Origin of the sequence: Pseudomonas sp. Root401, from assembly GCF_001425105.1 — a bacterium.
GTDB classification, from domain to species: domain Bacteria; phylum Pseudomonadota; class Gammaproteobacteria; order Pseudomonadales; family Pseudomonadaceae; genus Aquipseudomonas; species Aquipseudomonas brassicacearum.
In genome coordinates this window covers 562,969-587,900 of the sequence record NZ_LMDO01000012.1, presented here as the reverse complement: position 1 = coordinate 587,900, position 24,932 = coordinate 562,969, and the positions used below count along the sequence as shown (strand labels likewise).

29 protein-coding genes are annotated in these 24,932 nt (G+C 62.8%); 19 read left to right on the top strand and 10 right to left on the bottom strand.

The genetic code is table 11. From position 1 onward, the window contains the following. Positions 1 to 31: 31 nt before the first annotated feature. Genes pyrR through ASC85_RS12595 form a run of 3 tightly spaced genes read left to right on the top strand, consistent with a single transcriptional unit; the run spans position 32 to position 2,835 of the window. Positions 32 to 538 carry a bifunctional pyr operon transcriptional regulator/uracil phosphoribosyltransferase PyrR gene (gene pyrR / locus ASC85_RS12605; RefSeq protein WP_003206474.1) on the top strand — a complete coding sequence of 169 codons (507 nt, stop codon included), beginning with the start codon at positions 32 to 34 and terminating at the stop codon, positions 536 to 538. Between the two features lie 24 nt (positions 539 to 562). After that, positions 563 to 1,567 (top strand): aspartate carbamoyltransferase catalytic subunit, encoded by a 1,005-nt coding sequence (locus ASC85_RS12600; protein ID WP_003177495.1) that lies wholly within the window; start codon positions 563 to 565, stop codon positions 1,565 to 1,567. Beyond that, entirely contained in the window at positions 1,564 to 2,835 is a 1,272-nt protein-coding gene (locus ASC85_RS12595; RefSeq protein WP_057449545.1) for a dihydroorotase, read from the top strand. Before ASC85_RS12600 ends, ASC85_RS12595 begins: the two co-directional genes overlap by 4 nt. Before the next feature lie 133 nt (positions 2,836 to 2,968). On the opposite strand, the gene ASC85_RS12590 is transcribed toward ASC85_RS12595, so the two are convergent. Next, positions 2,969 to 3,397: an NINE protein gene (locus tag ASC85_RS12590; protein ID WP_057449544.1), complete on the bottom strand. Its 429-nt coding sequence runs from the start codon at positions 3,395 to 3,397 to the stop codon at positions 2,969 to 2,971. 249 nt (positions 3,398 to 3,646) lie between these two features. On the opposite strand from ASC85_RS12590, the gene ASC85_RS12585 reads away from it, so the two are divergent. After that, positions 3,647 to 4,258, top strand: coding sequence for a C40 family peptidase (locus ASC85_RS12585; RefSeq protein ID WP_057449543.1), 612 nt, complete (start codon positions 3,647 to 3,649; stop codon positions 4,256 to 4,258). 178 nt (positions 4,259 to 4,436) lie between these two features. Here ASC85_RS12585 and ASC85_RS12580 read toward each other — a convergent pair whose 3' ends face one another. Continuing rightward, positions 4,437 to 5,471: a type IV pilus twitching motility protein PilT gene (locus tag ASC85_RS12580; RefSeq protein WP_057449542.1), complete on the bottom strand. Its 1,035-nt coding sequence runs from the start codon at positions 5,469 to 5,471 to the stop codon at positions 4,437 to 4,439. 53 nt (positions 5,472 to 5,524) lie between these two features. On the opposite strand from ASC85_RS12580, the gene ASC85_RS12575 reads away from it, so the two are divergent. The 10 genes from ASC85_RS12575 (at position 5,525) to ASC85_RS12530 (ending at position 12,515) form a co-directional block, all read left to right on the top strand. Next, positions 5,525 to 6,211: a YggS family pyridoxal phosphate-dependent enzyme gene (locus ASC85_RS12575; protein WP_057449541.1), complete on the top strand. Its 687-nt coding sequence runs from the start codon at positions 5,525 to 5,527 to the stop codon at positions 6,209 to 6,211. Positions 6,212 to 6,246: 35 nt separating this feature from the next. Beyond that, positions 6,247 to 7,065 carry a pyrroline-5-carboxylate reductase gene (proC, locus tag ASC85_RS12570; RefSeq protein WP_046063239.1) on the top strand — a complete coding sequence of 273 codons (819 nt, stop codon included), beginning with the start codon at positions 6,247 to 6,249 and terminating at the stop codon, positions 7,063 to 7,065. Positions 7,066 to 7,075: 10 nt separating this feature from the next. Beyond that, positions 7,076 to 7,666 (top strand): YggT family protein, encoded by a 591-nt coding sequence (locus tag ASC85_RS12565; RefSeq protein WP_057449540.1) that lies wholly within the window; start codon positions 7,076 to 7,078, stop codon positions 7,664 to 7,666. A gap of 5 nt (positions 7,667 to 7,671) precedes the next feature. Beyond that, on the top strand, positions 7,672 to 7,965 hold the full coding sequence (locus ASC85_RS12560) for a DUF167 domain-containing protein (RefSeq protein WP_057449539.1): 294 nt from the start codon (positions 7,672 to 7,674) through the stop codon (positions 7,963 to 7,965). A 190-nt stretch (positions 7,966 to 8,155) separates the two neighbouring features. Further along, complete coding sequence (gene metX / locus ASC85_RS12555; protein ID WP_057449538.1) at positions 8,156 to 9,295, top strand: homoserine O-succinyltransferase MetX; 1,140 nt, start codon at positions 8,156 to 8,158, stop codon at positions 9,293 to 9,295. Positions 9,296 to 9,302: 7 nt separating this feature from the next. Beyond that, complete coding sequence (gene metW / locus ASC85_RS12550) at positions 9,303 to 9,923, top strand: methionine biosynthesis protein MetW (RefSeq protein ID WP_057449537.1); 621 nt, start codon at positions 9,303 to 9,305, stop codon at positions 9,921 to 9,923. 26 nt (positions 9,924 to 9,949) lie between these two features. After that, entirely contained in the window at positions 9,950 to 10,384 is a 435-nt protein-coding gene (locus ASC85_RS12545) for a DUF4426 domain-containing protein (protein WP_057449536.1), read from the top strand. Continuing rightward, a complete protein-coding gene (gene rdgB / locus ASC85_RS12540; RefSeq protein WP_057449535.1) occupies positions 10,381 to 10,977 on the top strand; it encodes an RdgB/HAM1 family non-canonical purine NTP pyrophosphatase in 597 nt (198 codons plus the stop codon). Before ASC85_RS12545 ends, rdgB begins: the two co-directional genes overlap by 4 nt. Further along, complete coding sequence (gene hemW, locus ASC85_RS12535) at positions 10,974 to 12,173, top strand: radical SAM family heme chaperone HemW (RefSeq protein ID WP_057449534.1); 1,200 nt, start codon at positions 10,974 to 10,976, stop codon at positions 12,171 to 12,173. Before rdgB ends, hemW begins: the two co-directional genes overlap by 4 nt. A gap of 18 nt (positions 12,174 to 12,191) precedes the next feature. After that, complete coding sequence (locus ASC85_RS12530) at positions 12,192 to 12,515, top strand: DUF3392 domain-containing protein (RefSeq protein ID WP_014340681.1); 324 nt, start codon at positions 12,192 to 12,194, stop codon at positions 12,513 to 12,515. A gap of 164 nt (positions 12,516 to 12,679) precedes the next feature. Here the strand turns inward: ASC85_RS12530 and trmB are convergent, their stop codons facing one another. The 4 genes from trmB to ASC85_RS12510 form a co-directional block, all read right to left on the bottom strand. Then, on the bottom strand, positions 12,680 to 13,405 hold the full coding sequence (trmB, locus tag ASC85_RS12525) for a tRNA (guanosine(46)-N7)-methyltransferase TrmB (protein ID WP_014340682.1): 726 nt from the start codon (positions 13,403 to 13,405) through the stop codon (positions 12,680 to 12,682). Positions 13,406 to 13,414: 9 nt separating this feature from the next. Beyond that, a complete protein-coding gene (locus ASC85_RS12520; RefSeq protein WP_003177480.1) occupies positions 13,415 to 14,209 on the bottom strand; it encodes a thiazole synthase in 795 nt (264 codons plus the stop codon). Between the two features lie 54 nt (positions 14,210 to 14,263). After that, entirely contained in the window at positions 14,264 to 14,464 is a 201-nt protein-coding gene (gene thiS, locus ASC85_RS12515; RefSeq protein ID WP_018609493.1) for a sulfur carrier protein ThiS, read from the bottom strand. A 91-nt stretch (positions 14,465 to 14,555) separates the two neighbouring features. Beyond that, positions 14,556 to 14,936: a DUF423 domain-containing protein gene (locus tag ASC85_RS12510; protein WP_057449533.1), complete on the bottom strand. Its 381-nt coding sequence runs from the start codon at positions 14,934 to 14,936 to the stop codon at positions 14,556 to 14,558. 73 nt (positions 14,937 to 15,009) lie between these two features. Here ASC85_RS12510 and mtgA point away from each other — a divergent pair, with 73 nt between their 5' ends. Continuing rightward, entirely contained in the window at positions 15,010 to 15,732 is a 723-nt protein-coding gene (gene mtgA / locus ASC85_RS12505; RefSeq protein WP_057449532.1) for a monofunctional biosynthetic peptidoglycan transglycosylase, read from the top strand. Positions 15,733 to 15,935: 203 nt separating this feature from the next. Here mtgA and rpoH read toward each other — a convergent pair whose 3' ends face one another. The 4 genes from rpoH to ftsY all read right to left on the bottom strand — a co-directional run bounded on the left by rpoH (position 15,936) and on the right by ftsY (position 20,025). Next, positions 15,936 to 16,790, bottom strand: coding sequence for an RNA polymerase sigma factor RpoH (gene rpoH / locus ASC85_RS12500; protein ID WP_003177476.1), 855 nt, complete (start codon positions 16,788 to 16,790; stop codon positions 15,936 to 15,938). A gap of 114 nt (positions 16,791 to 16,904) precedes the next feature. Continuing rightward, positions 16,905 to 17,927 carry a permease-like cell division protein FtsX gene (gene ftsX / locus ASC85_RS12495; protein WP_014340685.1) on the bottom strand — a complete coding sequence of 341 codons (1,023 nt, stop codon included), beginning with the start codon at positions 17,925 to 17,927 and terminating at the stop codon, positions 16,905 to 16,907. Further along, positions 17,924 to 18,595, bottom strand: a complete 672-nt coding sequence (gene ftsE / locus ASC85_RS12490; protein WP_003177474.1) for a cell division ATP-binding protein FtsE — start codon at positions 18,593 to 18,595, stop codon at positions 17,924 to 17,926. The genes ftsX and ftsE overlap by 4 nt, the downstream gene beginning before the upstream one ends. Continuing rightward, positions 18,592 to 20,025, bottom strand: a complete 1,434-nt coding sequence (gene ftsY / locus ASC85_RS12485) for a signal recognition particle-docking protein FtsY (protein ID WP_057449531.1) — start codon at positions 20,023 to 20,025, stop codon at positions 18,592 to 18,594. The genes ftsE and ftsY overlap by 4 nt, the downstream gene beginning before the upstream one ends. Positions 20,026 to 20,369: 344 nt before the next feature. On the opposite strand from ftsY, the gene ASC85_RS12480 reads away from it, so the two are divergent. From ASC85_RS12480 to ASC85_RS12465, 4 genes are read left to right on the top strand one after another with little or no spacing between them, the layout of a single operon-like run. Continuing rightward, entirely contained in the window at positions 20,370 to 21,725 is a 1,356-nt protein-coding gene (locus ASC85_RS12480; RefSeq protein ID WP_057449530.1) for a M16 family metallopeptidase, read from the top strand. Next, complete coding sequence (locus ASC85_RS12475) at positions 21,718 to 23,208, top strand: M16 family metallopeptidase (protein WP_057449529.1); 1,491 nt, start codon at positions 21,718 to 21,720, stop codon at positions 23,206 to 23,208. Before ASC85_RS12480 ends, ASC85_RS12475 begins: the two co-directional genes overlap by 8 nt. Next, complete coding sequence (gene rsmD, locus ASC85_RS12470) at positions 23,208 to 23,819, top strand: 16S rRNA (guanine(966)-N(2))-methyltransferase RsmD (RefSeq protein ID WP_057449528.1); 612 nt, start codon at positions 23,208 to 23,210, stop codon at positions 23,817 to 23,819. Before ASC85_RS12475 ends, rsmD begins: the two co-directional genes overlap by 1 nt. Positions 23,820 to 23,850: 31 nt before the next feature. Then, positions 23,851 to 24,849, top strand: coding sequence for a hydrolase (locus ASC85_RS12465; RefSeq protein WP_057449589.1), 999 nt, complete (start codon positions 23,851 to 23,853; stop codon positions 24,847 to 24,849). Positions 24,850 to 24,932 lie beyond the last annotated feature (83 nt).

Sequence of the window (24,932 nt, the reverse complement as noted above, 5' to 3'; positions counted from 1 at the left end):
ACCACCGGCCCGGGAACCTGAAGGAGCCAGCATGAGCCTGCCCAATCCTGCCGAACTGATCAGCCAGATGGCGATTCGTCTCAAGGCACACCTGGAACACCGCGGCATCAGCGACCCGCGCTACATCGGTATTCGCACCGGTGGCGTCTGGGTCGCCCAGGCCTTGCTCGAAGCACTGGGCAGCCAATCGCCATTGGGCACCCTGGACGTGTCCTTCTACCGCGACGACTTCAGCCAGAACGGCCTGCACCCACAAGTGCGCCCCTCGGCCCTGCCGTTCGAGATCGAAGGCCAGCACCTGGTACTGATCGACGACGTGCTGATGAGCGGCCGGACCATCCGCGCCGCCATGAACGAACTGTTCGACTACGGCCGCCCGGCCAGCGTGACACTGGTATGCCTGCTGGACCTGGACGCCGCCGAGCTGCCGATCCGGCCGAACGTGGTCGGTGCGACGCTGACGCTGGCCGCCCACGAGCGAGTCAAGCTCTCCGGCCCGTCGCCGCTGCAACTCGAACTGCAAGACCTTGCCCTTTAACTGCCCTTGTAAGAGTCCATCGCGATGACGCCTCTCGAAACCAAGCGCCCGCTGCAGCTCAACGATCAGGGCCAGCTGCGGCACTTCCTGTCCCTCGACGGCCTGCGCCGCGAGCTGCTGACGGAAATCCTCGACACTGCCGACTCGTTCCTCGAAGTCGGTGCCCGGGCGGTGAAGAAAGTCCCGTTGCTGCGCGGCAAGACCGTGTGCAACGTGTTCTTCGAAAACTCCACCCGCACCCGCACCACCTTCGAACTGGCGGCCCAGCGGCTGTCGGCGGACGTGATCACCCTCAACGTGTCCACGTCCTCGGCGAGCAAGGGTGAAACCCTGCTCGACACCCTGCGCAACCTCGAAGCCATGGCCGCCGACATGTTCGTCGTGCGCCACGGCGACTCCGGCGCGGCGCACTTCATTGCCGAACACGTCTGCCCGCAAGTGGCGATCATCAACGGTGGCGATGGCCGTCATGCCCACCCGACCCAGGGCATGCTGGACATGCTGACGATCCGTCGGCACAAGGGCAGCTTCGAAAACCTGTCTGTGGCCATCGTCGGCGACATCCTGCACTCGCGGGTGGCCCGCTCGAACATGCTGGCCCTCAAGACCCTCGGCTGCCCGGACATCCGCGTGATCGCGCCGAAAACCCTGCTGCCCATCGGCGTCGAGCAATACGGCGTGAAGGTCTACACCGACATGACCGAAGGCCTCAAGGATGTGGACGTGGTGATCATGCTGCGCCTGCAACGCGAGCGCATGACCGGCGGCCTGCTGCCCAGCGAAGGCGAGTTCTACCGCCTGTTCGGCCTGACCACGGCGCGCCTGGCCGGGGCCAAGCCGGACGCCATCGTCATGCACCCGGGGCCGATCAACCGTGGCGTGGAGATCGAGTCGGCGGTGGCCGACGGGCCGCACTCGGTGATTCTCAACCAGGTGACCTACGGCATCGCCATCCGCATGGCCGTGCTGTCCATGGCCATGAGCGGGCAAACGGCCCAGCGCCAATTCGACCAGGAGAACGCCCAGTGAAGCTCAGCATTCTCGGCGCACGCGTGATCGATCCAGCCAGTGGCCTGGATCAAGTGACTGATATCCATATCGATGCCTGCAAGATCGTCGCCCTTGGCGCGGCGCCGGCCGGTTTCGTCGCGGTCGAGACCCTCGACGCCCAAGGCCTGGTGGCCGCTCCCGGCCTGGTGGACCTGAACGTCGCACTGCGCGAACCGGGCTACAGCCGCAAAGGCAGTATCGTCAGCGAAACCCGGGCCGCCGCTGCCGGTGGCGTGACCAGCCTGTGCTGCCCGCCGCAGACCAAACCGGTGCTGGACACCTCGGCCGTGGCCGAACTGATCCTCGACCGTGCCCGCGAGGCCGGCAACACCAAGGTCTTCCCGATTGGCGCACTGAGCAAAGGCCTGGACGGCGAGCAACTGGCTGAGCTCATCGCCCTGCGTGACGCCGGTTGCGTGGCGTTCGGCAACGGCCTGAACAGTTTCCGCAACACCCGCACCCTGTGCCGCGCCCTGGAATACGCGGCAACCTTCGGCCTGACGGTGATCTTCAACTCCCAGGACCACGACCTGGCCGAAGGCGGCCTGGCCCACGAAGGCCCGACCGCCAGTTTCCTCGGCCTGCCGGGCATCCCGGAAACCGCCGAGACCGTAGCCTTGGCCCGGGACCTGCTATTGGTCGAGCAAAGCGGCGTGCACGCCCACTTCAGCCAGTTGACCAGCGCTCGCGGTGCGGCACTGATCGCCCAGGCCCAGGCCCGCGGCTTGCCGGTGACCGCCGATGTGGCGCTGTACCAGTTGATCCTGACCGACGAAGCGCTGATCGATTTCAACAGCGTCTACCATGTCCAGCCACCGCTGCGCACCCGCGCCGACCGCGATGGCCTGCGTGAGGCGGTAAAATCCGGGGTGATCTCGGCCATCTCCAGCCATCACCAACCCCATGAGCGCGATGCCAAGCTGGCACCGTTCGGCGCCACCGAGCCGGGCATCAGCAGCGTCGAACTGCTGCTACCGCTGGCCTTGACGCTGGTGGAAGACGGTTTGCTGGACCTGCCGACCCTGCTCGCGCGCCTGAGCGCCGGCCCGGCCCAGGCGCTGCAACTGCCGGCGGGGAAACTCGCGGTTGGCGCCGCGGCGGACCTGGTGCTGTTCGACCCTGCCGCCTCCACCGTGGCCGGTGAAGCCTGGCGTTCCAAGGGTGACAACTGCCCGTTCCTCGGCCATAGCCTGCCGGGGGTGGTGCGCTACACCCTGATGGATGGGCGGATTACCCACCAGGCCTGAAAAACTGCGTCGCCTGCTTCGCGAGCAGGCTCGCTCCCACATTGGATTGGAGGTGTTCACAAAATAATGTGTTCACTGAAGATCCCTGTGGGAGCGAGCCTGCTCGCGAATGCAGGCAACTCGGTCTGACTGATTAATGAAAAGCCCCACGCTTCTGCGCATTACGAATCGACACCTGATCATTCAGCGTCCAGAAGTCATACAGCACCCCCAGGAAAAACACCCCGCCGGTCAGCAGGTAGAGAATCCCGCTGAGCCATTTGCCCTGGTACATGCGGTGTACGCCCAGCACCCCGAGAAACGTCAGCAGAATCCACGCCACGCTGTATTCGATAGGCCCCGGGGTGAAACGCAGGTCCGCTTCGCGATCCATGGCCGGAATCAGGAACAAGTCGATCAGCCAGCCAATGCCCAGCAGGCCGAAGGTGAAGAACCAGATCGTGCCCGTGACCGGCTTGCCGTAATAGAAACGATGGGCACCGGTGAAACCGAAAATCCACAGCAGATACCCAATGACCTTGCTGTGAGTATCGCGGATTGCATCCTGCTGATAGCTGTTCATGAATGGCCTCTTTTGCCTCGATAGATAAATTTTTTCGGAGTTTTTGTGACTTTTTCGTGTCTGACCGACAAGCGGTCCTGGGCGACTCGGACCGACGAAAGCCCCGTGGTATAGGGGCTCTGTCGGACAATCAGGTCAATTTGTCGCATTTTGCTGGGTTTTGCGCTGCGTTTCGAATCGACAAACGGCCTCGGAAACGCAAAAAAAGCTGTTATAAAGTTGCGCGCTAACCTTTAAGAGCCTTGCCTAATGCGTCCATTTTTCAAGACATGGCTAACCATTTGCCTATTATTGCCACTGGCCGCCCACGCCACCAATCGTGAGCAACGTCTTCCCAACGTCAACGGCTATACCCCGAAATCCCATGTTTCTGCTTCCTTGAGCAAGAACAAGCCAGGCGCCCAGCGCGTGAGCACAGCCAACAGCAAGCTGGTCCCGCCGATGGCGACCAAAGCGAGCAGCAATGTGTTGAGTCGCGCCGTGAATGTACTTGGCACACCTTATCGTTGGGGCGGCAGTAGCCCAAGTAAAGGTTTCGATTGCAGCGGACTGGTGAAATACGCCTTCAACGACGCCACCTTCGACCTTCCGCGCACCTCCAACGCCATGGCCGCCGGTCATGGCGAGAAAGTCGAGCGCAAGGACCTCAAGCCCGGCGACCTGATCTTCTTCAAGCTCAAGAGCCGCCGGGTCAACCACGTGGCCATCTACCTGGGCAACGACCGCTTCATCCACGCCCCGCGCCGTGGCAAGTCGGTGAGCATCGACACCTTGAACAAACCGTACTGGAACACCCACTACGTGGTGGCCAAACGTGTGCTGCCGAAAGAGCCAGGTGCGATGCGCGTGGTTCAGCGCTGATTCAAGGTGTACATGGCCGCTGTGGCGAGGGAGCTTGCTCCCGCTGGGCTCTGTAGGAGCTGGCGAAGCCTGCGATCTTTTGATCTTGATCTTTCGCTCTCGACTCAATTGTCTGGGACAAGATCGCAGCCTCGTTGCACTCGACAGCTCCTACAGGGACTACCACCTCCCGGCCTCTCTAGAAATTATCCGGCGTACGCGCCCGCTCCCGCGCATGCTCGCGGCTGATCAGCCCTTTGTTCACCAAGTCCTTCAGGCACATGTCCAGCGTCTGCATCCCCAGCGAACCGCCGGTCTGGATCGCCGAGTACATCTGCGCCACCTTGTCTTCGCGGATCAGGTTCCGGATGGCCGCGGTCCCCAGCATGATTTCATGCGCCGCGATCCGGCCGCCGCCGATCTTCTTGACCAGCGTCTGGGAAATCACCGCCTGCAACGATTCCGACAGCATCGAGCGGACCATGGACTTCTCGTCCCCGGGGAACACGTCCACCACCCGGTCAATGGTCTTGGCCGCCGACGTGGTGTGCAGGGTGCCGAACACCAGGTGCCCGGTTTCCGCGGCGGTCAGCGCCAGGCGAATGGTTTCCAGGTCGCGCATCTCCCCCACCAGGATCACGTCCGGGTCCTCCCGCAGGGCCGAACGCAGGGCCGTGGAGAAACCCTGGGTGTCGCGGTGCACCTCACGCTGGTTGATCAGGCATTTGCGCGGTTCGTGAACGAATTCGATAGGGTCTTCGATGGTGAGGATGTGATGGTGCTTGTGGCTGTTCAAGTAATCGATCATGGCCGCCAGGGTGGTGGATTTGCCTGACCCGGTCGGCCCGGTCACCAACACCAGCCCGCGCGGCGATTCGGTCACCTTGCGAAACACCTCGCCCATCCCCAGGTCTTCCATGGTCAGGACTTTCGACGGAATGGTGCGGAACACTGCTCCCGCACCGCGATTCTGGTTGAAGGCGTTGACCCGGAACCGCGCCACGCCCGGCACGTCGAAGGAAAAATCGGTCTCCAGAAACTTTTCGTAATCTACTCGTTGCCGGTCGTTCATGATGTCGTAGATCAGTTCATGAACCTGCTTGTGGTCCAGTGCTGGCAGGTTGATGCGCCTGACATCGCCATCGACGCGGATCATCGGTGGCAGCCCGGCGGACAGGTGCAGGTCCGACGCGCCCTGCTTGGCGCTGAACGCCAGTAACTCAGTGATATCCATAGCGCTCCTCAATTCCAGTAGAATGCCGCGAACCTCACCGCTGGCGCTTCTTTATGTCCACGATAGCAGACAACATCGCTCAGGTTAGTTCGCGCATCCGCGCTGCGGAGCAGGCCGCCCAGCGTGCCGAACACAGCGTCCAACTGCTGGCCGTGAGCAAGACCAAACCCGTCCAGGCCCTGCGCGAAGCCTATGCCGCCGGCCTGCGGGACTTCGGCGAGAACTACCTGCAAGAAGCCTTGGGCAAACAGCTCGAACTGACCGACCTGCCCTTGATCTGGCACTTCATCGGCCCCATTCAATCGAACAAGACGCGCGCTATCGCCGAACATTTCGACTGGGTGCATTCCGTGGATCGCTTGAAAATTGCACAGCGCCTGTCCGAGCAACGTCCAGCCGACTTGCCACCGCTGAACATCTGCATTCAGGTCAACGTCAGCGGTGAAGCCAGCAAATCCGGCTGCACCCCGGCGGACCTGCCCGCCCTGGCCAACGCCATCAGCGCGCTACCCCGCCTGAAACTGCGCGGGCTGATGGCGATTCCCGAACCCACCGAAGAACGTGCCGCCCAGGATGCCGCCTTCGCCGCCGTTCAACGCTTGCAAACCAGCCTGGACCTGCCGCTGGACACGCTTTCCATGGGCATGAGCCACGACCTCGAGTCGGCCATTGCCCAGGGCGCCACTTGGGTGCGCATCGGTACTGCCCTGTTTGGCGCCCGCGACTACGGTCAATCCTGAAACATGGCCGACTCATCTCTTTATAAGGACCTGTCATGAGCAACACGCGTATTGCTTTCATCGGCGCCGGCAACATGGCCGCCAGCCTGATCGGCGGCCTGCGGGCCAAGGGCCTGGACGCTTCTTTGATCCGCGCCAGCGATCCGGGTGAAGAGACCCGCACCCGGGTGAGCAGCGAACACGGCATCGAAACCTTCGCCGATAACGCCCAGGCCATCGACGGCGCGGACGTCATCGTGCTGGCAGTCAAGCCGCAGGCGATGAAAACCGTCTGCGAAGCCCTGCGCCCAAGTCTCAAGCCTCATCAACTGGTGGTGTCGATTGCCGCCGGCATCACGTGCGCCAGCATGAACAACTGGCTCGGCGAGCAGCCGATCGTACGCTGCATGCCCAATACCCCCGCACTGCTGCGCCAGGGCGTCAGCGGCCTGTTCGCCACTTCCCAAGTGTCCGCTGCACAACGCCAGCAGGCCGAGGAACTGCTGTCGGCTGTCGGCCTGGCACTGTGGCTGGACACCGAACAGCAACTGGACGCCGTCACCGCCGTCTCCGGCTCGGGCCCGGCGTACTTCTTCCTGCTGATCGAAGCCATGACCGCCGCCGGCGAGAAACTCGGCCTGCCCCGGGAAACCGCCGCCAGGCTGACCTTGCAGACCGCCCTCGGTGCCGCGCACATGGCGGTGTCCAGCGACGTCGATGCGGCCGAGCTGCGTCGCCGCGTGACCTCGCCGGCCGGCACCACCGAAGCGGCCATCAAATCGTTCCAGGCCGGGGGCTTCGAAGCCCTGGTGGAAAAAGCACTCGGCGCCGCCGCGCACCGCTCGGCCGAAATGGCCGAACAACTGGGCCAATAAGGAGCCATTCATGATTGGATTGAACACTGCAGCGGTCTACGTGCTGCAAACCCTCGGCAGCCTGTACCTGCTGATCGTGCTGCTGCGCTTCGTGCTGCAACTGGTGCGCGCCAACTTCTACAACCCGCTGTGCCAGTTCATCGTCAAGGCCACCCAGCCACTGCTCAAGCCCCTGCGCCGGATCATCCCGAGCCTGTTCGGCCTGGACATGTCGTCGCTGGTCCTGGCGATCCTCGTGCAACTGGCGCTGATGGCCCTGACCCTGCTGCTGACCTACGGCACCACCGGCAACCCGCTGCAACTGCTGATCTGGTCGCTCATTGGCGTGACCGCGCTGTTCCTGAAGATTTTCTTCTTCGCCATGATCATCAGCGTGATCCTGTCGTGGGTCGCACCGGGCAGCCATAACCCGGGTGCCGAGCTGGTGAACCAGATCTGCGAGCCGGCCCTGGCGCCGTTCCGCCGCATCCTGCCGAACCTCGGTGGCCTGGATATCTCGCCGATCCTGGCGTTCATGGTGCTCAAGCTGATCGACATGCTGGTGATCAACAACCTGGCGGCGATAACCATGATGCCGGAAATCCTGCGCCTGTTGATCTGACCCGGGTGAGCTACTTTCGCTGGGATGGCGACGACCTGATCCTGGAGTGTCACCTGCAACCGGCCGCCCGCAGCGATGATTTCGCGGGGCTGCACGGTGACCGCCTGAAGATCCGCCTCACCGCCCCACCGGTCGAGGGCAAGGCCAACGCGTACCTGATGGCGTTCCTGGCCAAGGCGTTTGGCGTGTCCAAGAGCCAGGTCAGCCTGATCAGCGGCGAATTGAACCGGCAGAAACGGGTGCGCATCCATTCGCCGAAGAAACTGCCGGAGTTGCCGGGCCTCGTCCCCCGCCAATGATCCTTCCCACGCTCCGCGTGGAAATGCATCCCGCGACGCTCTGCGTCACACCCTGAGCGGAACGCGGAGCGTCCCTGGCAGCATTCCCACGCAAAGCGTGGGAACGATCGGCGCAGTCTATGATTTCCTTGGTTGCCGCCTGCCACAGCGGTCTTTAGACTTACGCCTCATTTCAACGCGAGCAGGGTCGATGCCAGCTGCCTTTCCCCCCGATTCCGTTGGTCTGGTGACGCCGCAAACGGCGCATTTCAGCGAGCCCCTGGCCCTGGCCTGCGGCCGTTCGTTGCCAGCCTATGACCTGATCTACGAAACCTACGGCACCCTCAATGCCACGGCGAGCAATGCCGTGCTGATTTGCCACGCCTTGTCGGGGCATCACCACGCCGCCGGCTACCACAGCGTCGACGACCGCAAGCCCGGTTGGTGGGACAGCTGCATCGGCCCGGGCAAGCCCATCGATACCAGCAAGTTCTTCGTGGTCAGCCTGAACAACCTGGGCGGCTGCAACGGCTCCACCGGCCCCAGCAGCCTCAACCCGGACACCGGCAAACCCTTCGGTGCCGATTTCCCGGTGCTGACCGTGGAAGACTGGGTCCACAGCCAGGCGCGCCTGGCCGACCGCCTCGGGATCGGCCAGTGGGCAGCCGTGATCGGCGGCAGCCTGGGAGGCATGCAGGCCCTGCAATGGACCATCACCTACCCGGACCGCGTGCGCCACTGCCTGGCAATCGCCTCGGCGCCCAAGCTGTCGGCACAGAACATCGCCTTCAACGAAGTGGCGCGCCAGGCGATCCTCACCGACCCGGAGTTCCATGGCGGCTCGTTCCAGGAATACGGCGTGATCCCAAAGCGCGGGCTGATGCTGGCGCGGATGGTCGGGCACATCACCTACCTGTCCGACGACTCCATGGGCGAGAAATTCGGCCGTGGCCTCAAGAGCGAAAAGCTCAACTACGACTTCCACAGCGTCGAGTTCCAGGTCGAAAGCTACCTGCGTTACCAGGGTGAAGAGTTCTCCGGGCGTTTCGACGCCAACACGTACCTGCTGATGACCAAGGCACTGGACTACTTCGATCCGGCGGCGAACTTCGACGATAACCTGGCGAAAACCTTCGCCAACGCCACCGCCAAGTTCTGCGTGATGTCGTTCACCACCGACTGGCGCTTCTCCCCGGCGCGCTCGCGGGAGCTGGTGGACGCGCTGATGGCCGCGCGCAAGGACGTCTGCTACCTGGAAATCGACGCGCCCCAGGGACACGACGCCTTTTTGATCCCGATCCCGCGCTACCTGCAGGCGTTCGGCAACTACATGAACCGTATAACGCTGTGAGGACGCCATGAGAGCCGATCTGGAAATCATCCAGGAATGGATCCCCGCCGGCAGCCGCGTGCTCGACCTGGGCTGCGGCAACGGCGAACTGCTGACCTGGCTGCGGGACAACAAGCAAGTCAGCGGCTACGGCCTGGAAAACGACCCGGACAACATTGCCGAGTGCGTCGCCAAGGGCATCAACGTCATCGAGCAGGACCTGGACAAGGGCCTGGGCAACTTTGCCAGCAACAGCTTCGACATCGTGGTCATGACCCAGGCGCTGCAAGCAGTGCACTACCCGGACAAGATCCTCGACGAAATGCTGCGGGTTGGACGCCAGTGCATCATCACCTTCCCCAACTTCGGCCACTGGCGTTGCCGCTGGTACCTGGCGAGCAAGGGCCGCATGCCGGTTTCGGAGTTCCTGCCCTACACCTGGTACAACACGCCGAACATCCACTTCTGCACCTTCGAGGATTTCGAGGCGCTGTGCCGCGAGCGTGAAGCCAAGGTCATCGATCGCCTGGCCGTGGACCAACAGCACCGCCACGGGTGGGCCAGCAAGCTATGGCCTAATCTGTTAGGTGAGATAGGCATCTATCGGGTCAGCAGCCCGAGCCTTACCGATTATCAGGTCGCGGTGTAAGCCCCCGGCCTTACCAGGAGCATGACATGAACCGTCTAGCGTTGTTTCTCATCACCGCTTGCCTGAGCGTTGGCGCCATGGCCGCCGACGCGATCAAGGGCGAGCGCAAGGAAGTGTTCGGTGATATCACCGTGCACTACAACACCTTCAACTCCACTTTCCTGACACCGGACATCGCCAAGGCCGCCGAGCTGATTCGCAGCAAGCAACAAGGCGTGATCAACATTTCGGTGCTCAAGGATGGCAAACCCTTGATGGCCCAGGTCAGCGGCACGGTAAAAGACCTCACCAGCCAGAGCGTCCCGCTGCAGTTCAAGCAGGTGACCGAGCCAGGCGCGATCTACTACATCGCCCAGTATCCGGTGGATCAACAGGAAGTCCGGACCTTCGAAATCAAGGTGCAAACCGGCGACAAGATCAACACCATCAACTTCAACCAGGAACTGTTCCCGGGCCAATGATCAACTTCACCCAACTCGTACTGGCCAGCCACAACGCCGGCAAACTCAAGGAACTGCAAGCCATGCTCGGCGGGTCGGCGCAGTTGCGCTCGATCGGCGAGTTCAGCCAGGTGGAACCGGAAGAGACCGGCCTGTCGTTCGTCGAGAACGCCATCCTCAAGGCCCGCAATGCCGCACGCATCTCGGGCCTGCCAGCGCTGGCCGACGATTCCGGGCTGGCCGTGGACTTCCTGGGCGGCGCGCCGGGCATTTACTCGGCCCGCTACGCCGACGGCAAAGGTGACGCGGCGAACAACGCCAAGCTGCTCGACGCCCTCAAGGACGTGCCCGAAGCCGAGCGCGGCGCGCAGTTCGTGTGCGTGCTGGCCCTGGTGCGCCATGCCGATGATCCATTGCCGATCCTCTGCGAAGGCCTGTGGCACGGGCGCATCCTCACCGAAGCCAGCGGCGAGCACGGTTTTGGCTATGACCCGTTGTTCTGGGTGCCGGAGCGCAATTGCTCCAGCGCCGAGCTGGGGCCGGTGGAAAAGAACCAACTGAGCCACCGCGCCCGCGCCATGGCCCTGCTGCGTCAACGCCTGGGCCTGCAATGATCGACGACGCTCCCGCACCGCTGATTCATGGCGGTGTACAAACGCCTCGGGCACCGCTACCGGTGCTGCCGCCCCTGGCGTTGTACGTCCACATCCCGTGGTGCGTGCGCAAATGCCCGTATTGCGACTTCAACTCCCACACCGCCAGCCCACAGTTGCCGGAAGAGGAATATGTCGACGCCTTGCTGGCCGACCTCGACCAGGATTTGCACGCGGTTCATGGTCGGCCGTTGAGCTCGATTTTTTTCGGCGGCGGCACCCCGAGCCTGTTCAGCGCCCAAGCCCTGGGGCGATTGCTCAAGGGTGTGGAAGCGCGGATACCGTTCGCCCAGAACATTGAAATCACCCTGGAAGCCAACCCCGGCACCTTCGAGCAAGAAAAATTCGTCGCTTACCGAGCCTTGGGCATCAATCGCCTGTCCATCGGTATCCAGAGTTTCCAGCAGGCCAAGCTCGAGGCCCTGGGCCGGATCCACAACGGCGACGAGGCGGTGCGCGCCGCTGGCATGGCCCGTCAGGCCGGTTTCGACAATTTCAACCTGGATCTGATGCACGGTTTGCCCGACCAGTCCCTGGAAGACGCCTTGAGCGACCTGCGCCAGGCCATCGCCTTGAAGCCGACGCATTTGTCCTGGTACCAGCTGACGCTGGAGCCGAACACGGTGTTCTGGAACCAGCCGCCGACATTGCCCGAAGACGACACGCTGTGGGACATCCAGGAAGCCGGGCAAGCCTTGCTGGCCGAACACGGCTACGCCCAATACGAGGTTTCGGCCTACGCCCAACCCGGCTGGGCGGCGCGGCATAACCTCAATTACTGGAGCTTCGGTGACTTCATCGGCATCGGTGCCGGCGCCCACGGCAAGCTCAGCCATCCGGACGGGCGCATCGTGCGCACCTGGAAGACCCGCCTGCCCAAGGACTACCTCAACCCGGCCAAGAGCTTCCAGGCCGGCGAGAAAACCCTGGCCAACGCAGAGCTGCCGTTCGAGTTCCTGATGAATGCCCTGCGCCTGACCGAGGGCGTGGAAGCGCGGCTGTACCCGGAGCGCACCGGATTGCCCCTGCAAAGCCTGGCCGAAGGCCGGCGCGAGGCCGAACAAAGCGGGTTGTTGCAGGTCGAACCGACACGTCTGGCGGCCACCGAGCGCGGACAGCTGTTTCTCAACGACTTGCTGCAGACATTTCTGAGCTGATAAAAACAAGGAAATCGAATGGATCTGGTACTCGACCTGCTGGCCACCGTGTCCCGCTGGAGCCGCAGCAACCTGTCGGAAATCTCCCTGGCATTGGTAGGCTGCCTGCTGGTGCTGTTTGGTGCCGATATCAAGGGCTGGGTCGAACAACGCCTGGGCAGCATCGCCGGCGCCTTGCGCGTCCCGCTGATCGCCCTGCTGTGCATGATCGGCAGCGGTGCGGCACTGATTTACGCCACGCCGTGGATCGTCAGGGGCTTGAGCCAGTTCAACAACTACAGCCTGGCGCCGGTGTTGTTGGTGGTGCTGGTGTTGATAGGCGTAGTCGCGGATCGACGCTGAACTTCAATACGCCGCAAAACGAAATGTGGGAGCAAAGCTTGCCCGCGATAGCAGCGCCTCGGTACCCACTTGAACCCGAGTTGCCTGCATCGCGAGCAAGCTTTGCTCCCACAAAGCCTTGCTCCCACAAAAGCTCAGCTCCCACATTGAGTATTGCGTGATGTTTAAGCCACCTTCTCGAACTTCAAATCCCAAACCCCGTGCCCAAGGCGTTCGCCTCGGCGCTCGAATTTGGTGATCGGCCGTTCGGCCGGGCGTGGCACGCACTTGCCGTCTTCGGCCAGGTTGCGATAGCCCGGGGCGACGTTCATCACTTCCAGCATGTATTCGGCGTAGGGTTCCCAGTCGGTGGCCATGTGCAACACACCGCCGACCTTCAACTTGCTGCGCACCAGTTCAGCGAACGACGCCTGGACGATACGGCGCTTGTGGTGGCGGCTTTTGTGCCAAGGGTCCGGGAAGAACAGCATCAGCCGGTCGAGGCTGTTGTCGGCCACGCAGCGGTTGAGCACTTCGATGGCGTCGCAATCGTAGACCCGCAAGTTGGTCAGCCCTTGGGTCAACACGCCATTGAGCAGCGCACCGACACCAGGACGGTGGACTTCCACACCGATGAAATCCTGCTCCGGCGAAGCGGCGGCCATTTCCAGCAACGAATGGCCCATGCCGAAGCCGATTTCCAGCGAGCGCGGGGCCGAGCGGCCGAAGACCTGGTCAAAATCCACCGGGGCATCGGCCAGCGGCAGGACAAACAGCGGCGCGCCCTGCTCCAGGCCGCGCTGCTGGCCTTCAGTCATGCGCCCGGCGCGCATCACGAAACTCTTGATGCGGCGGTGCTGGCGCTCTTCGCCTTCTTCCGGCAGGACCGGCGTGTCGTTCGATTCAGTCATCAATGGCTCTTACTTGATCAGACCATCCAGCGGCGAGGAGGCGCTGGCGTAAAGTTTTTTCGGCATGCGGCCAGCCAGGTACGCCAGGCGACCGGCGACGATGGCGTGCTTCATGGCTTCGGCCATGAGGATCGGCTGCTGGGCGTGGGCGATGGCCGAGTTCATCAGCACCGCTTCGCAACCCAGTTCCATGGCGATGGTGGCGTCGGAAGCGGTACCGACACCGGCATCCACCAACACCGGGATCTTGGCTTCTTCCAGGATGATCTGCAGGTTGTACGGGTTGCAGATCCCCAGGCCTGTGCCGATCAGGCCGGCCAGCGGCATGACCGCGATGCAGCCGATTTCCGCCAATTGACGGGCGATGATCGGGTCATCGCTGGTGTAGACCATCACGTCGAAGCCTTCCTTGACCAGCGTTTCAGCGGCCTTGAGGGTTTCGATCACGTTGGGGAACAGGGTTTTCTGGTCCGCCAGCACTTCCAGCTTCACCAGGTTGTGGCCGTCGAGCAGCTCACGGGCCAGGCGGCAGGTGCGCACGGCCTCGATAGCGTCGAAACAACCGGCGGTGTTCGGCAGGATGGTGTAGCGGTCCGGCGGCAGGATATCCAGCAGGTTCGGTTCGCCCGGATTCTGGCCGATGTTGGTCCGGCGCACGGCGACGGTCACGATTTCGGCGCCCGAGGCTTCGATGGCCAGGCGGGTTTCTTCCATGTCGCGATATTTGCCGGTGCCTACCAGCAAACGCGACTGGTAGGTACGACCGGCCAGGACGAAGGGCTTGTCGCTACGAACGATGCTCATGGGAAATCCTCTGTTGGGGTGAGGTTCTTGCGAAATGCTGCGAAACCGAGGCGACTAGCCGCCACCAATGGCGTGGACCACTTCGACGCTGTCACCATCGTTCAACGTGGTTTCGGCGTGCTGGCTGCGCGGGACGATATCCAGGTTGAGTTCCACCGCGACGCGGCGTCCGGTGAGTTCCAGACGGGTCAGCAGGGCCGCAACGGTTTCACCGTCGGGCAGATCAAGGGGTTCGCCGTTCAACTGAATGCGCATGCAGGATGCCGCCATCATTTTTAGGGGCTGGCATTCTAGCCCGATCAGTCTGGGTGACCCAAGCCCCTTGGTCAGCTACGAGCGACAAGCTTCAAACCGCAAGTTGCAAGCGCCAGGCCGCAATGCCCAGGCACAACCAGCCGATCAGGAAGGCCACACCGCCGAACGGGGTGATGATGCCTAGCTTGCTGATCCCGGTGAGGGTCAGCAAATACAGGCTGCCGGAGAACAGCAGGATGCCAATCACGAACGAAGTCCCGGCCCATGTGACGATTCGGCCGGGGATGTGCGTAGCCAGCAGCGCGACACCGAGCAGCGCCAGGGTATGCACCAGTTGATAGGTGACACCGGTGTGGAAAATCGCCAGGTAGTCGGCGCTCAGGCGGCCTTTCAGGCCATGGGCGGCAAACGCCCCCAGTGCCACGCCCGTGAAGCCGAAAAAAGCAGCCAGCATCAGAAAGCTACGCAGCATGAGAACTCCAGTCAGACTCGGTGGACAGGGTCTGTATAATGGCCCGCTCGACGGGTTCGGCCAAGCCATCTCTATGCTGCGTTTATTATTTCGACGATTCCTTAAAGCCCTGCTCTGGTTCGCCGTTGGCAGCGTTGTGCTCGTGCTGTTGTTTCGGGTGGTACCGCCGCCGTTCACGGCGCTGATGATCGAGCGCAAGGTTGAATCCTGGTTCGGCGGCGAACCCATCGACCTGCAACGCACCTGGCAGCCTTGGGACCAGATCTCCGATAGCCTGAAAGTGGCGGTGATTGCTGGCGAAGACCAGAAATTCCCAGAGCACTGGGGCTTCGACATCGGCGCGATCCAGGCCGCGTTCGCCCACAATGGGCGTGGCGGTTCGATTCGCGGCGCCAGTACCCTCAGCCAGCAAGTGTCCAAGAACCTGTTCCTGTGGTCGGGCCGCAGTTGGCTGCGCAAGGGGCTGGAGGCCTGGTTCACCGCACTGATCGAAGTGTTCTGGCCCAAGCAGCGGATCCTCGAGGTGTACCTCAACAGCGTCGAGTGGGATGACGGCGTGTTCGGGGCCGAAGCGGCAGCACGGCATCATTTTCGCGTAAGCGCCGACGCCTTGTCCCGGCAACAGGCCAGCCTGCTGGCGGCGGTATTGCCCAACCCGCGGAAATGGAGCGCCAGCCGGCCGAGCCCTTACGTACTGCGGCGGGCGAGCTGGATTCGCCAGCAGATGAGCCAGTTGGGGGGCGACAGTTATTTGCTGGAACTCAATAATTCGCGGCGAGCGCCTTGGGCCCAGTAAACCAAGACACCGCAAATGATCGTTCCCACGCTCCGCGTGGGAATGCAGCACGGGACGCTCCGCGTCCCAAAGCGTGACGCGGAGCGTCACAGGATGCGTTTCCACGCAGAGCGTGGGAACGATCACAGCAGGGGATTGCATCGCACACACAAAAACGCCCCGATCATCACTGATCGGGGCGTTTTTTATGGCCGCTATCGCAGTCAGGCAGCGATCGACACCTTGAGCTTGTTCATCGCGCTCTTCTCAAGCTGACGAATCCGCTCGGCCGACACGTTGTACTTCTGCGCCAGGTCGTGCAGCGTGGCTTTTTCCTCGGCCAGCCAGCGCTGGTAGAGGATGTCGCGGCTGCGCTCGTCCAGCACTTCCAGGGCTTCGTGCAGGTTGGTGTTGGAGTTGTCGCTCCAGTCGGCGTCTTCCAGTTGACGCGCCGGGTCGTACCGGTGGTCTTCCAGGTAGTTGGCCGGCGATTGGAAAGCGCTGTCGTCGTCCGCTTCGGCGGCCGGGTCGAAGGCCATGTCATGGCCGGTCAGGCGGCTTTCCATCTCGCGCACTTCCCGAGGCTCTACGCCCAGGCTCTCGGCAACACGATGGACTTCTTCGTTGTTCAGCCAGGCCAGGCGCTTCTTCTGGCTGCGCAGGTTGAAGAACAGCTTGCGCTGGGCCTTGGTGGTCGCGACTTTCACGATGCGCCAGTTGCGCAGGATGAACTCGTGGATTTCCGCCTTGATCCAGTGCACCGCAAACGACACCAGGCGCACACCCATTTCCGGGTTGAAACGCTTGACCGCCTTCATCAGGCCGACGTTGCCTTCCTGGATCAGGTCGGCCTGGGCCAGCCCGTAGCCGGAATAGCTGCGGGCGATATGTACGACAAAACGCAGGTGGGCGAGCACCATCTGCCGAGCCGCCTCAAGATCCTGCTCATAATAGAGACTCTCGGCCAGTTCACGCTCCTGCTCGGGGGTCAGCAATGGAATGCTGTTGACCGTGTGCACATAGGCCTCCAGGTTCGCACCCGGGACCAGAGCATAAGCAGGTTGCAAAGAAGTGGTCATACGAAAAAACCTCCGACTCACATAACTCGTGCAGTTCAGCACTGCGAAAATTGACCGGGAACCCTAGGACAAGTTCCCACAAAAACTGAAAGGTCAATACACGCAAAAAAACACTTATTTTGGCGCAAGCTCACGCAAGTGGCGTGCGACCGCAATCCATGCACCGATATAACCCAACAGCACCGCGCCAAGCAAGAGCGACAGACCGTCGGCGGCTGGCACACCGGCCAGCGAGAAATCACTGCCGTACAAACCGGCCAGCCCTGTTACCGCATCGTTCAGCCAATCCAGGCCGAACGCCAATACACCCCAGGACAGAATCCCGGCACCGAAGCCATATAGCGCGCCCATATAAAGGAAGGGCCTGCGTACATAACTGTCCGTACCGCCGACGAGTTTAATCACTTCTATCTCGGTGCGGCGGTTTTCAATATGAAGACGAATGGTATTGCCTATCACCAAAAGTAATGCAGAAACCAGCAGCACCGTCAGACCGAAGACAAACCGGTCGCCGAGCTTGAGGATCGCCGCAAGACGCTCGACCCAGACTAGATCAAGTTGCGCCTGTTGTACCTTCGGCAACTCGGAAAGTCTTTGTCTTAATGCTTCAAGGGTCGGCTTGTCGACTTCATTTGGCGTCACCAGCACCACGCCCGGCAGCGGGTTCTCCGGCAGTTCCTTGAGGGCTTCGCCCAGGCCGGACTGCTGCTGGAATTCCTCAAGCGCCTGTTCGCGCCCGATGTATTCGGCATCGGCCACGCCCGGCATGGCCTTGATCTGCTCGCGCAACGCCTGGCCTTCGCCGGGGCTCGCGTCCATCTGCAGGTACAGGGAAATCTGCGCCGCGCGCTGCCAGGAGCCGCCCAGGCGCTCCACATTACTTAGCAATAATGACAGGCCCATGGGCAGGCTCAGGGCAACCGCCATCACCATGCAGGTAAAGAAGCTGCCGATGGGTTGCTTGCCCAGGCGCCGCAGGCTGTCCAGCAGGCTGGCGCGATGGCTTTCGATCCAGGCGCGCAGCAGCGTGGCGAAGTCCGGGCCGTCGTCATCGTCGCGTTTTTTCTTTTGCGGCTGCGGATCGGAGGCCTTCGGGGCCACGCGTTCGGCCACTTTCGGGCTGCGAGTAGCACTCATACGCCAGCCTCCCCGTCACCAATCAGGCGTCCGCGCTGCAACGTGAGCATGCGGTGGCGCATACGCGCGATCAACGCCAGGTCGTGACTGGCAATCAGCACGCTGGTGCCCAGGCGGTTGATGTCTTCGAATACGCCCATGATCTCCGCCGCCAGGCGCGGGTCGAGGTTACCGGTGGGTTCGTCCGCCAGCAGCAAGGCCGGGCGATGGACGATGGCGCGGGCGATGCCGACGCGTTGCTGTTGGCCGGTGGACAGGTCGCCCGGGTACAGGTCGGTCTTGTCCGACAGGGCCACACGCTCCAGGGCCGAGTCCACGCGCTTGATGATCTCGGCCTTGGACAGGCCCAGGATCTGCAACGGCAACGCCACGTTGTTGAACACCGTGCGATCGAACAGCAACTGGTGATTCTGGAACACCACGCCGATCTGCCGCCGCAGGTAGGGGATCTGGGCATTGCTGATGGTGCTCAGGTCCTGGCCGGCCAACAGCAGTTTGCCGGTGGAGGGCCGTTCCATCGCCAGCAGCAGGCGCAGCAAGGTACTTTTACCGGCGCCGGAATGGCCGGTGACAAACAGAAACTCGCCCCGACGGACCCGAAAGCTCAGCTCATGCAAGCCGACGTGACCGTTCGGATAGCGTTTACCGACCTGTTCGAAACGAATCATGAATGCTCCCGTTCGGCAAACAGTGCCTGGACAAAGGGCTCGGCTTCAAAAGTGCGCAAGTCGTCGATGCCTTCACCCACGCCGATATAGCGGATAGGCAGGCCGAACTGCTTGGCCAGGGCGAAAATCACCCCGCCCTTGGCGGTGCCGTCGAGCTTGGTCAGGGCCAGCCCGGTCAGTTCGACGGTCTGGTTGAATTGCTTGGCCTGGTTGATGGCGTTCTGGCCGGTACCGGCGTCCAGCACCAGCAGCACTTCGTGAGGTGCGTCGGCGTCGAGCTTGCCGATCACTCGGCGCACCTTCTTCAATTCTTCCATCAGGTTGTCTTTGGTGTGCAGGCGACCGGCCGTGTCGGCGATCAACACATCGATGCCACGGGCCTTGGCGGCCTGCACGGCGTCGAAAATCACCGAAGCGGAGTCGGCGCCGGTGTGCTGGGCAATCACCGGGATCTTGTTGCGCTCGCCCCACACTTGCAGCTGTTCGACCGCGGCGGCGCGGAAGGTGTCGCCCGCCGCCAGCATGACTTTCTTGCCTTCGAGCTGCAGCTTCTTGGCCAGCTTGCCGATGGTGGTGGTCTTGCCAGCACCGTTGACACCGACGACCAGGATCACGAACGGCCTGTTCTGCGAGGCAATCACCAGCGGTTTTTCCACCGGCTTGAGCAGGCTGGTCAGCTCGCCTTGCAGGGATTTGTACAGTGCATCGGCGTCGGTCAGCTGCTTGCGCGCGACCTTCTGGGTCAGGCTCTGGATGATCACCGAGGTGGCCTCGACACCGACGTCGGCGGTCAGCAGGCGAGTTTCGATGTCCTCCAACAATTCGTCGTCGATGACTTTCTTGCCCAGGAACAGGCTGGCCATGCCTTCGCCGATGCTGGCGCTGGTCTTGGACAGGCCCTGCTTGAGGCGGGCGAAGAAGCCGACCTTGTTTTCCTCGGCGCTACGGACGGGCTCGACGGGGGCGATGGTTTCCAACAGGGCAGGTGCCGGCTCGGGCGCGGCTTGCGCAACCACGGGTGCAACGACGGCAACCGGCGGCTCAATGACAGCGTCGACGACTGGCGCCTCGACAACCTGCGTCGACGCTGGAATCGGCGGGGTGATATGGGGCGCCGTTTCCTCGACCAGCGCGACCGGCTCTTCCGCCACCGGCAAGGTCAGCCAGGGGGTTTGCTCGGAGGGCGGGGTCAGCGGTTGCTCGGCCACCGGCTCAGCAGCGGTCTCAAGCTCGACCGGTTGCAGCACCGGCTCGGCAATCGGCAGGACGATGGGCGCGGTTTCTTCGGCCACGGCCTCGGCGGCGGGCTCAGGCAGCGGTTGTGGCTGTTCGACGACGGTTTCCTGCGGCTTCTTGCGCAGCCATCCGAACAGGCCTTTTTTCTCGCCAGCCGCAGCTGGGGTCTTCTTGTCGTCGTTGGAACCAAACATGGAGGACGGCTATCTCACGGTAGCGACGCGCCACAAGGGCGCCTCGGTGATAAATATTCAATGCTGAACAGACTGCGTTTCATCCAGCTTGTTCACGCGCAACATTTTGTCGAGGCGTCCCAAGGACACCCCAAAGTCGATTTTTTCGAAGGACTGGTACGGCATCATCGGCGAAAACGCCGGGATCAACGAGCAAACCCGATGTTTCTCCGGGGAACCCAGACAACCCCGGGCCGATAAAAGGCCCGATAGGCGTGGCCGCCAGTAAAACGGACCGTTATCCTAGCACCCTCTCGCCTGCCGACGCTAAGACCTAGCAGGCAACCCAACAGGTTTAAACACGAATGAATGCTCTTGCCCGCCGCGCCGCAGGCCTGCTGCTCAGCACAGTTTGTCTGCCCTTTTCAGCCTTGGCTGCCGACCCACAACCCACCCACGAATTTACCCTCGACAACGGCCTGAAGGTCGTCGTGCGCGAAGACCATCGTGCGCCGGTGGTGGTCTCCCAGGTCTGGTACAAGGTTGGCTCCAGCTACGAAACGCCAGGCCAGACCGGTTTGTCCCACGCCCTTGAGCACATGATGTTCAAGGGCAGTGAAAAAGTCGGTCCCGGCGAAGCGTCGCTGATCCTGCGCGACCTCGGCGCCGAAGAGAACGCCTTCACCAGCGATGACTTCACCGCCTATTACCAGGTACTGGCCCGCGACCGCCTGGGCGTGGCCTTCGAACTGGAAGCCGACCGCATGGCCAGCCTGCGCCTGCCGCCGGAGGAGTTCAGCCGCGAGATCGAGGTGATCAAGGAAGAGCGCCGCATGCGCACCGACGACAAGCCCATGTCCAAGGCCTACGAGCGCTTCAAGGCCATGGCTTACCCGGCCAGCGGCTACCACACGCCGACCATCGGCTGGATGGCCGACCTGGACCGGATGACCGTCGAGGAGCTGCGTCACTGGTACGAATCCTGGTACACCCCGAACAACGCGACCCTGGTGGTGGTCGGCGACGTGACGCCGGACGAGGTCAAGTCCCTGGCCCAGCGCTATTTCGGCCCGATTGCCCGGCGCGCGGTGCCGGTGGCGAAAATCCCCCTGGAACTGGCCGAACCCGGCGAGCGCCAGATCACCCTGCATGTGCAGACCCAACTGCCCAGCGTGATACTGGCCTTCAATGTGCCGAGCATCGCCACCGCGACGGACAAGGGTTCAGTCAACGCGCTGCGGCTGATCTCGGCCCTGCTGGACGGCGGCTACAGCGGGCGGATCCCGACCCAGCTGGAGCGCGGCGAAGAGCTGGTGTCCGGCGGTTCGTCGAGCTACGACGCCTACACCCGTGGCGACACGTTGTTCACGTTGTCGGCGACGCCCAACACGCAGAAAAACAAAACCATCGCCCAAGCCGAAGCCGGCCTGTGGCGCTTGCTTGAACAGTTGAAAACCACCGCGCCGACCGCCGAAGAACTGGAACGCGTGCGCGCCCAGGTCATCGCCGGCCTGGTCTATGAGCGCGACTCGATCACCAGCCAGGCCACCGCCATCGGCCAGTTGGAGACCGTCGGTTTGTCCTGGAAGCTGATGGACACCGAACTCGCCGAACTGCAAAGCGTGACCCCGCAAGATATCCAGAAGGCAGCCCAGCTGTATTTCACCCGCTCGCGCCTGAGCGTTGCGCATGTCCTGCCCGAGGAGAAAGCTCATGAGTGAGCGCAAATCACGGCGCCCGGTGCTGATCGGCCTGGCGCTCATCGTCCTGGCCGGCTCCCTGGCGTTCTATCTGTCGCCGACCACCGACGTCACCGCCAGCCAGGCATTGGATAACGCCAAGTCCGGCAAACAGCTGCAATCATTGGCGGAACTGGACGGTAAGGCCCCCAGCCACCGCCAGCTCGACGTGCAGACCTGGAAAACCGCCGACGGCGCCAAGGTGCTGTTCGTCGAAGCCCGGGAATTGCCAATGTTCGACCTGCGCCTGACCTTCGCCGCTGGCAGCAGCCAGGACGGCGAAGCCCCCGGCCTCGCCCTGCTGACCAACGCCATGCTCAACGAGGGCGTGGCCGGCAAGGACGTCAGCGCCATTGCCCGAGGCTTCGAAAGCCTCGGTGCAGACTTCGGCAACGGCGCCTACCGGGACATGGCCGTGGCCTCCTTGCGCAGTCTCAGCGCAACCGACAAGCGTGAGCCGGCATTGAAGCTGTTCGCCGAGGTCGTCGGCAAACCGACCTTCCCTGCCGACTCCTTCGCCCGCATCAAGAACCAGATGCTCGCCGGTTTCGAATACCAGAAACAGAACCCAGGCAAACTGGCCGGCCTCGAACTGATGAAGCGCCTGTACGGCGAGCATCCTTATGCCCATTCCAGCGACGGCACCGCCGACAGCATCCCACCGATCACCCTGGCCCAGGCCCGGGCTTTCCACGCCAAGGCCTATGCCGCCGGCAACGCAGTGATCGCGCTGGTGGGGGATTTGTCCCGCGCCGAAGCCGAAGCGGTTGCCAACCAGGTATCCGCCGCGTTGCCCAAAGGCCCGGCCCTGGCGAAAACCCCGCCACCGATGGAGCCCAAGGCGAGCATTGGCCACATCGAATTCCCGTCCAAACAGACCAACCTGATGCTCGCGCAACTGGGCATCGACCGCGACGATCCGGACTATGCCGCCGTGTCCCTGGGCAACCAGATCCTCGGCGGTGGCGGCTTCGGCACTCGGCTGATGACCGAGGTGCGGGAAAAGCGCGGCCTGACCTACGGCGTGTACTCCGGCTTCACGGCGATGCAAGCCCGCGGCCCGTTCATGATCAACCTGCAGACCCGTGCGGAGATGAGCGAAGGCACCTTGAAACTGGTGCAAGACGTGTTCGCCGACTACCTCAAGAACGGTCCCACCCAGAAAGAACTCGATGACGCCAAGCGTGAGTTGGCCGGCAGCTTCCCGCTGTCCACCGCCAGCAATGCGGACATCGTCGGCCAGCTCGGCGCCATGGGTTTCTATGACTTGCCGCTGAGCTACCTGGAGGACTTCATGCGTCAGTCCCAGGAACTGACGGTCGAGCAAGTCAAGGCCGCGCTGAACAAGCACTTGAGCACCGATAAAATGGTCATCGTCACCGCCGGTCCGAGCGTGCCGCAAAAGCCGCTGCCGCCCCCCACTGACAAACCTGCCGAGCAGCCGCTCGGGGTTCCGGAGCACTAATGGCCCGCCCATCGAATACCAGCAAGAAACCCGTGCACAATGGTGTGAACCAGTTGCGCATCATCGGCGGCGAATGGCGCAGCCGGCGCCTGAGCTTCCCGGATGCCCCGGGCCTGCGCCCCACTCCCGACCGCGTGCGCGAAACCCTGTTCAACTGGCTCGCACCCTATGTGGCAGGTGCCCGGGTGCTCGACCCGTTCGCCGGCAGCGGCGCGCTGTTTCTCGAGGCCCTGTCCCGTGGCGCCGCCATGGGCCAGGCGCTGGACGCCAGCAACCTGGCGGTCTCCAGCCTGAAAGAACACCTGGGCACGCTTCGCTGCACCGTCGGCCAGGTGCAGACCGCCGACGCCCTGCGCTACCTGGACAGCCAACCGGCGACGCCTTTCGACCTGGTGTTCCTCGACCCGCCTTTCAACCAGAACCTGTTGCCGACGGTCTGCGCCTTGCTCGAGGAACGTCAGTGGTTGGCCGAGGATGCCTGGGTCTACACTGAAAGCGAGACTGCCCCGTCCACCCTGGGCTTGCCGGGCAATTGGCGCTTGCATCGCGAGCAGAAATCCGGACGGGTGTATTACGCGTTGTGGCAGCGTTTGGCAAAGGACATTGACTGAACGGCTGACCAGTGCATCGAGAATAATAATGATGTCCGCCGCATCCGAACGTTTCGTCCCTGCCCCGGGCCTTGGCAACCCGCACTTGCAAACCCTCTGGGGCCCATTGTGGCGCCAGACCACCCACATCGAGCGCCAACGCGAGCGCTTGTGGCTGGAAGACGGTGATTTCCTCGACCTTGACTGGCACGGCCCCCACAGCGCCGAGGCACCACTGGTGCTGGTGCTTCACGGGCTGACCGGCTCTTCCAACTCGCCTTACGTGGCCGGGCTGCAACAGACCCTTGGTCGCCAGGGTTGGGCCAGTGCAGCCTTGAACTGGCGTGGCTGCTCGGGTGAGCCGAACCTGTTGCCCCGCAGCTACCACTCGGGCGTCAGCGAAGACCTGGCCGCCGCCATCACCCACTTGCGCGCCCGACGCCCCCTGGCGCCACTGTTTGCGGTGGGTTATTCACTGGGCGGCAATGTGCTGCTCAAGCACCTGGGGGAAACCGGCCGCGACAGCCAGTTGCAAGGGGCGGTGGCGGTCTCGGTGCCGTTTCGCCTCGACCAGTGTGCCGATCGCATCGGCCAGGGATTTTCCAGGTTCTACCAGGCGCATTTCATGCGTCAGCTCGTGGCCTATGTGCGCAACAAGCAACGCCAGTTCCAGCACGACGGACGCCACGAAGGCCTGGCGACCCTGGCGGCGCTTGGCCCGTTGGAAAACATGCGCACCTTCTGGGATTTTGACGGCCGGGTGACGGCGCCGCTGCACGGGTTCTCCGATGCCGCGGATTACTACCGCCGTGCCTCCAGCCGTTATTTCATGGCTGGTATCAGCACGCCGACCCTGGTCATCCAGGCCGCCGACGATCCTTTTGTGTTTCCTCACAGTCTGCCAGAACCGGACGAATTATCCGCCTCGACCCGGATTGAACTGCACGCCCGGGGCGGGCATGTGGGGTTTGTCGACGGAACCCTGCGGCGCCCGGGGTATTACCTGGAGCGGCGGATTCCCGATTGGCTGGCCAGCCTGGGGCGCGGCTGAGCGCTATGGTTCATGACCAACACACATCCCCTTTGGGAGCGGGCTTGCTCGCGAAAGCGGTATGGCAGTCAGTGAAGATGTTG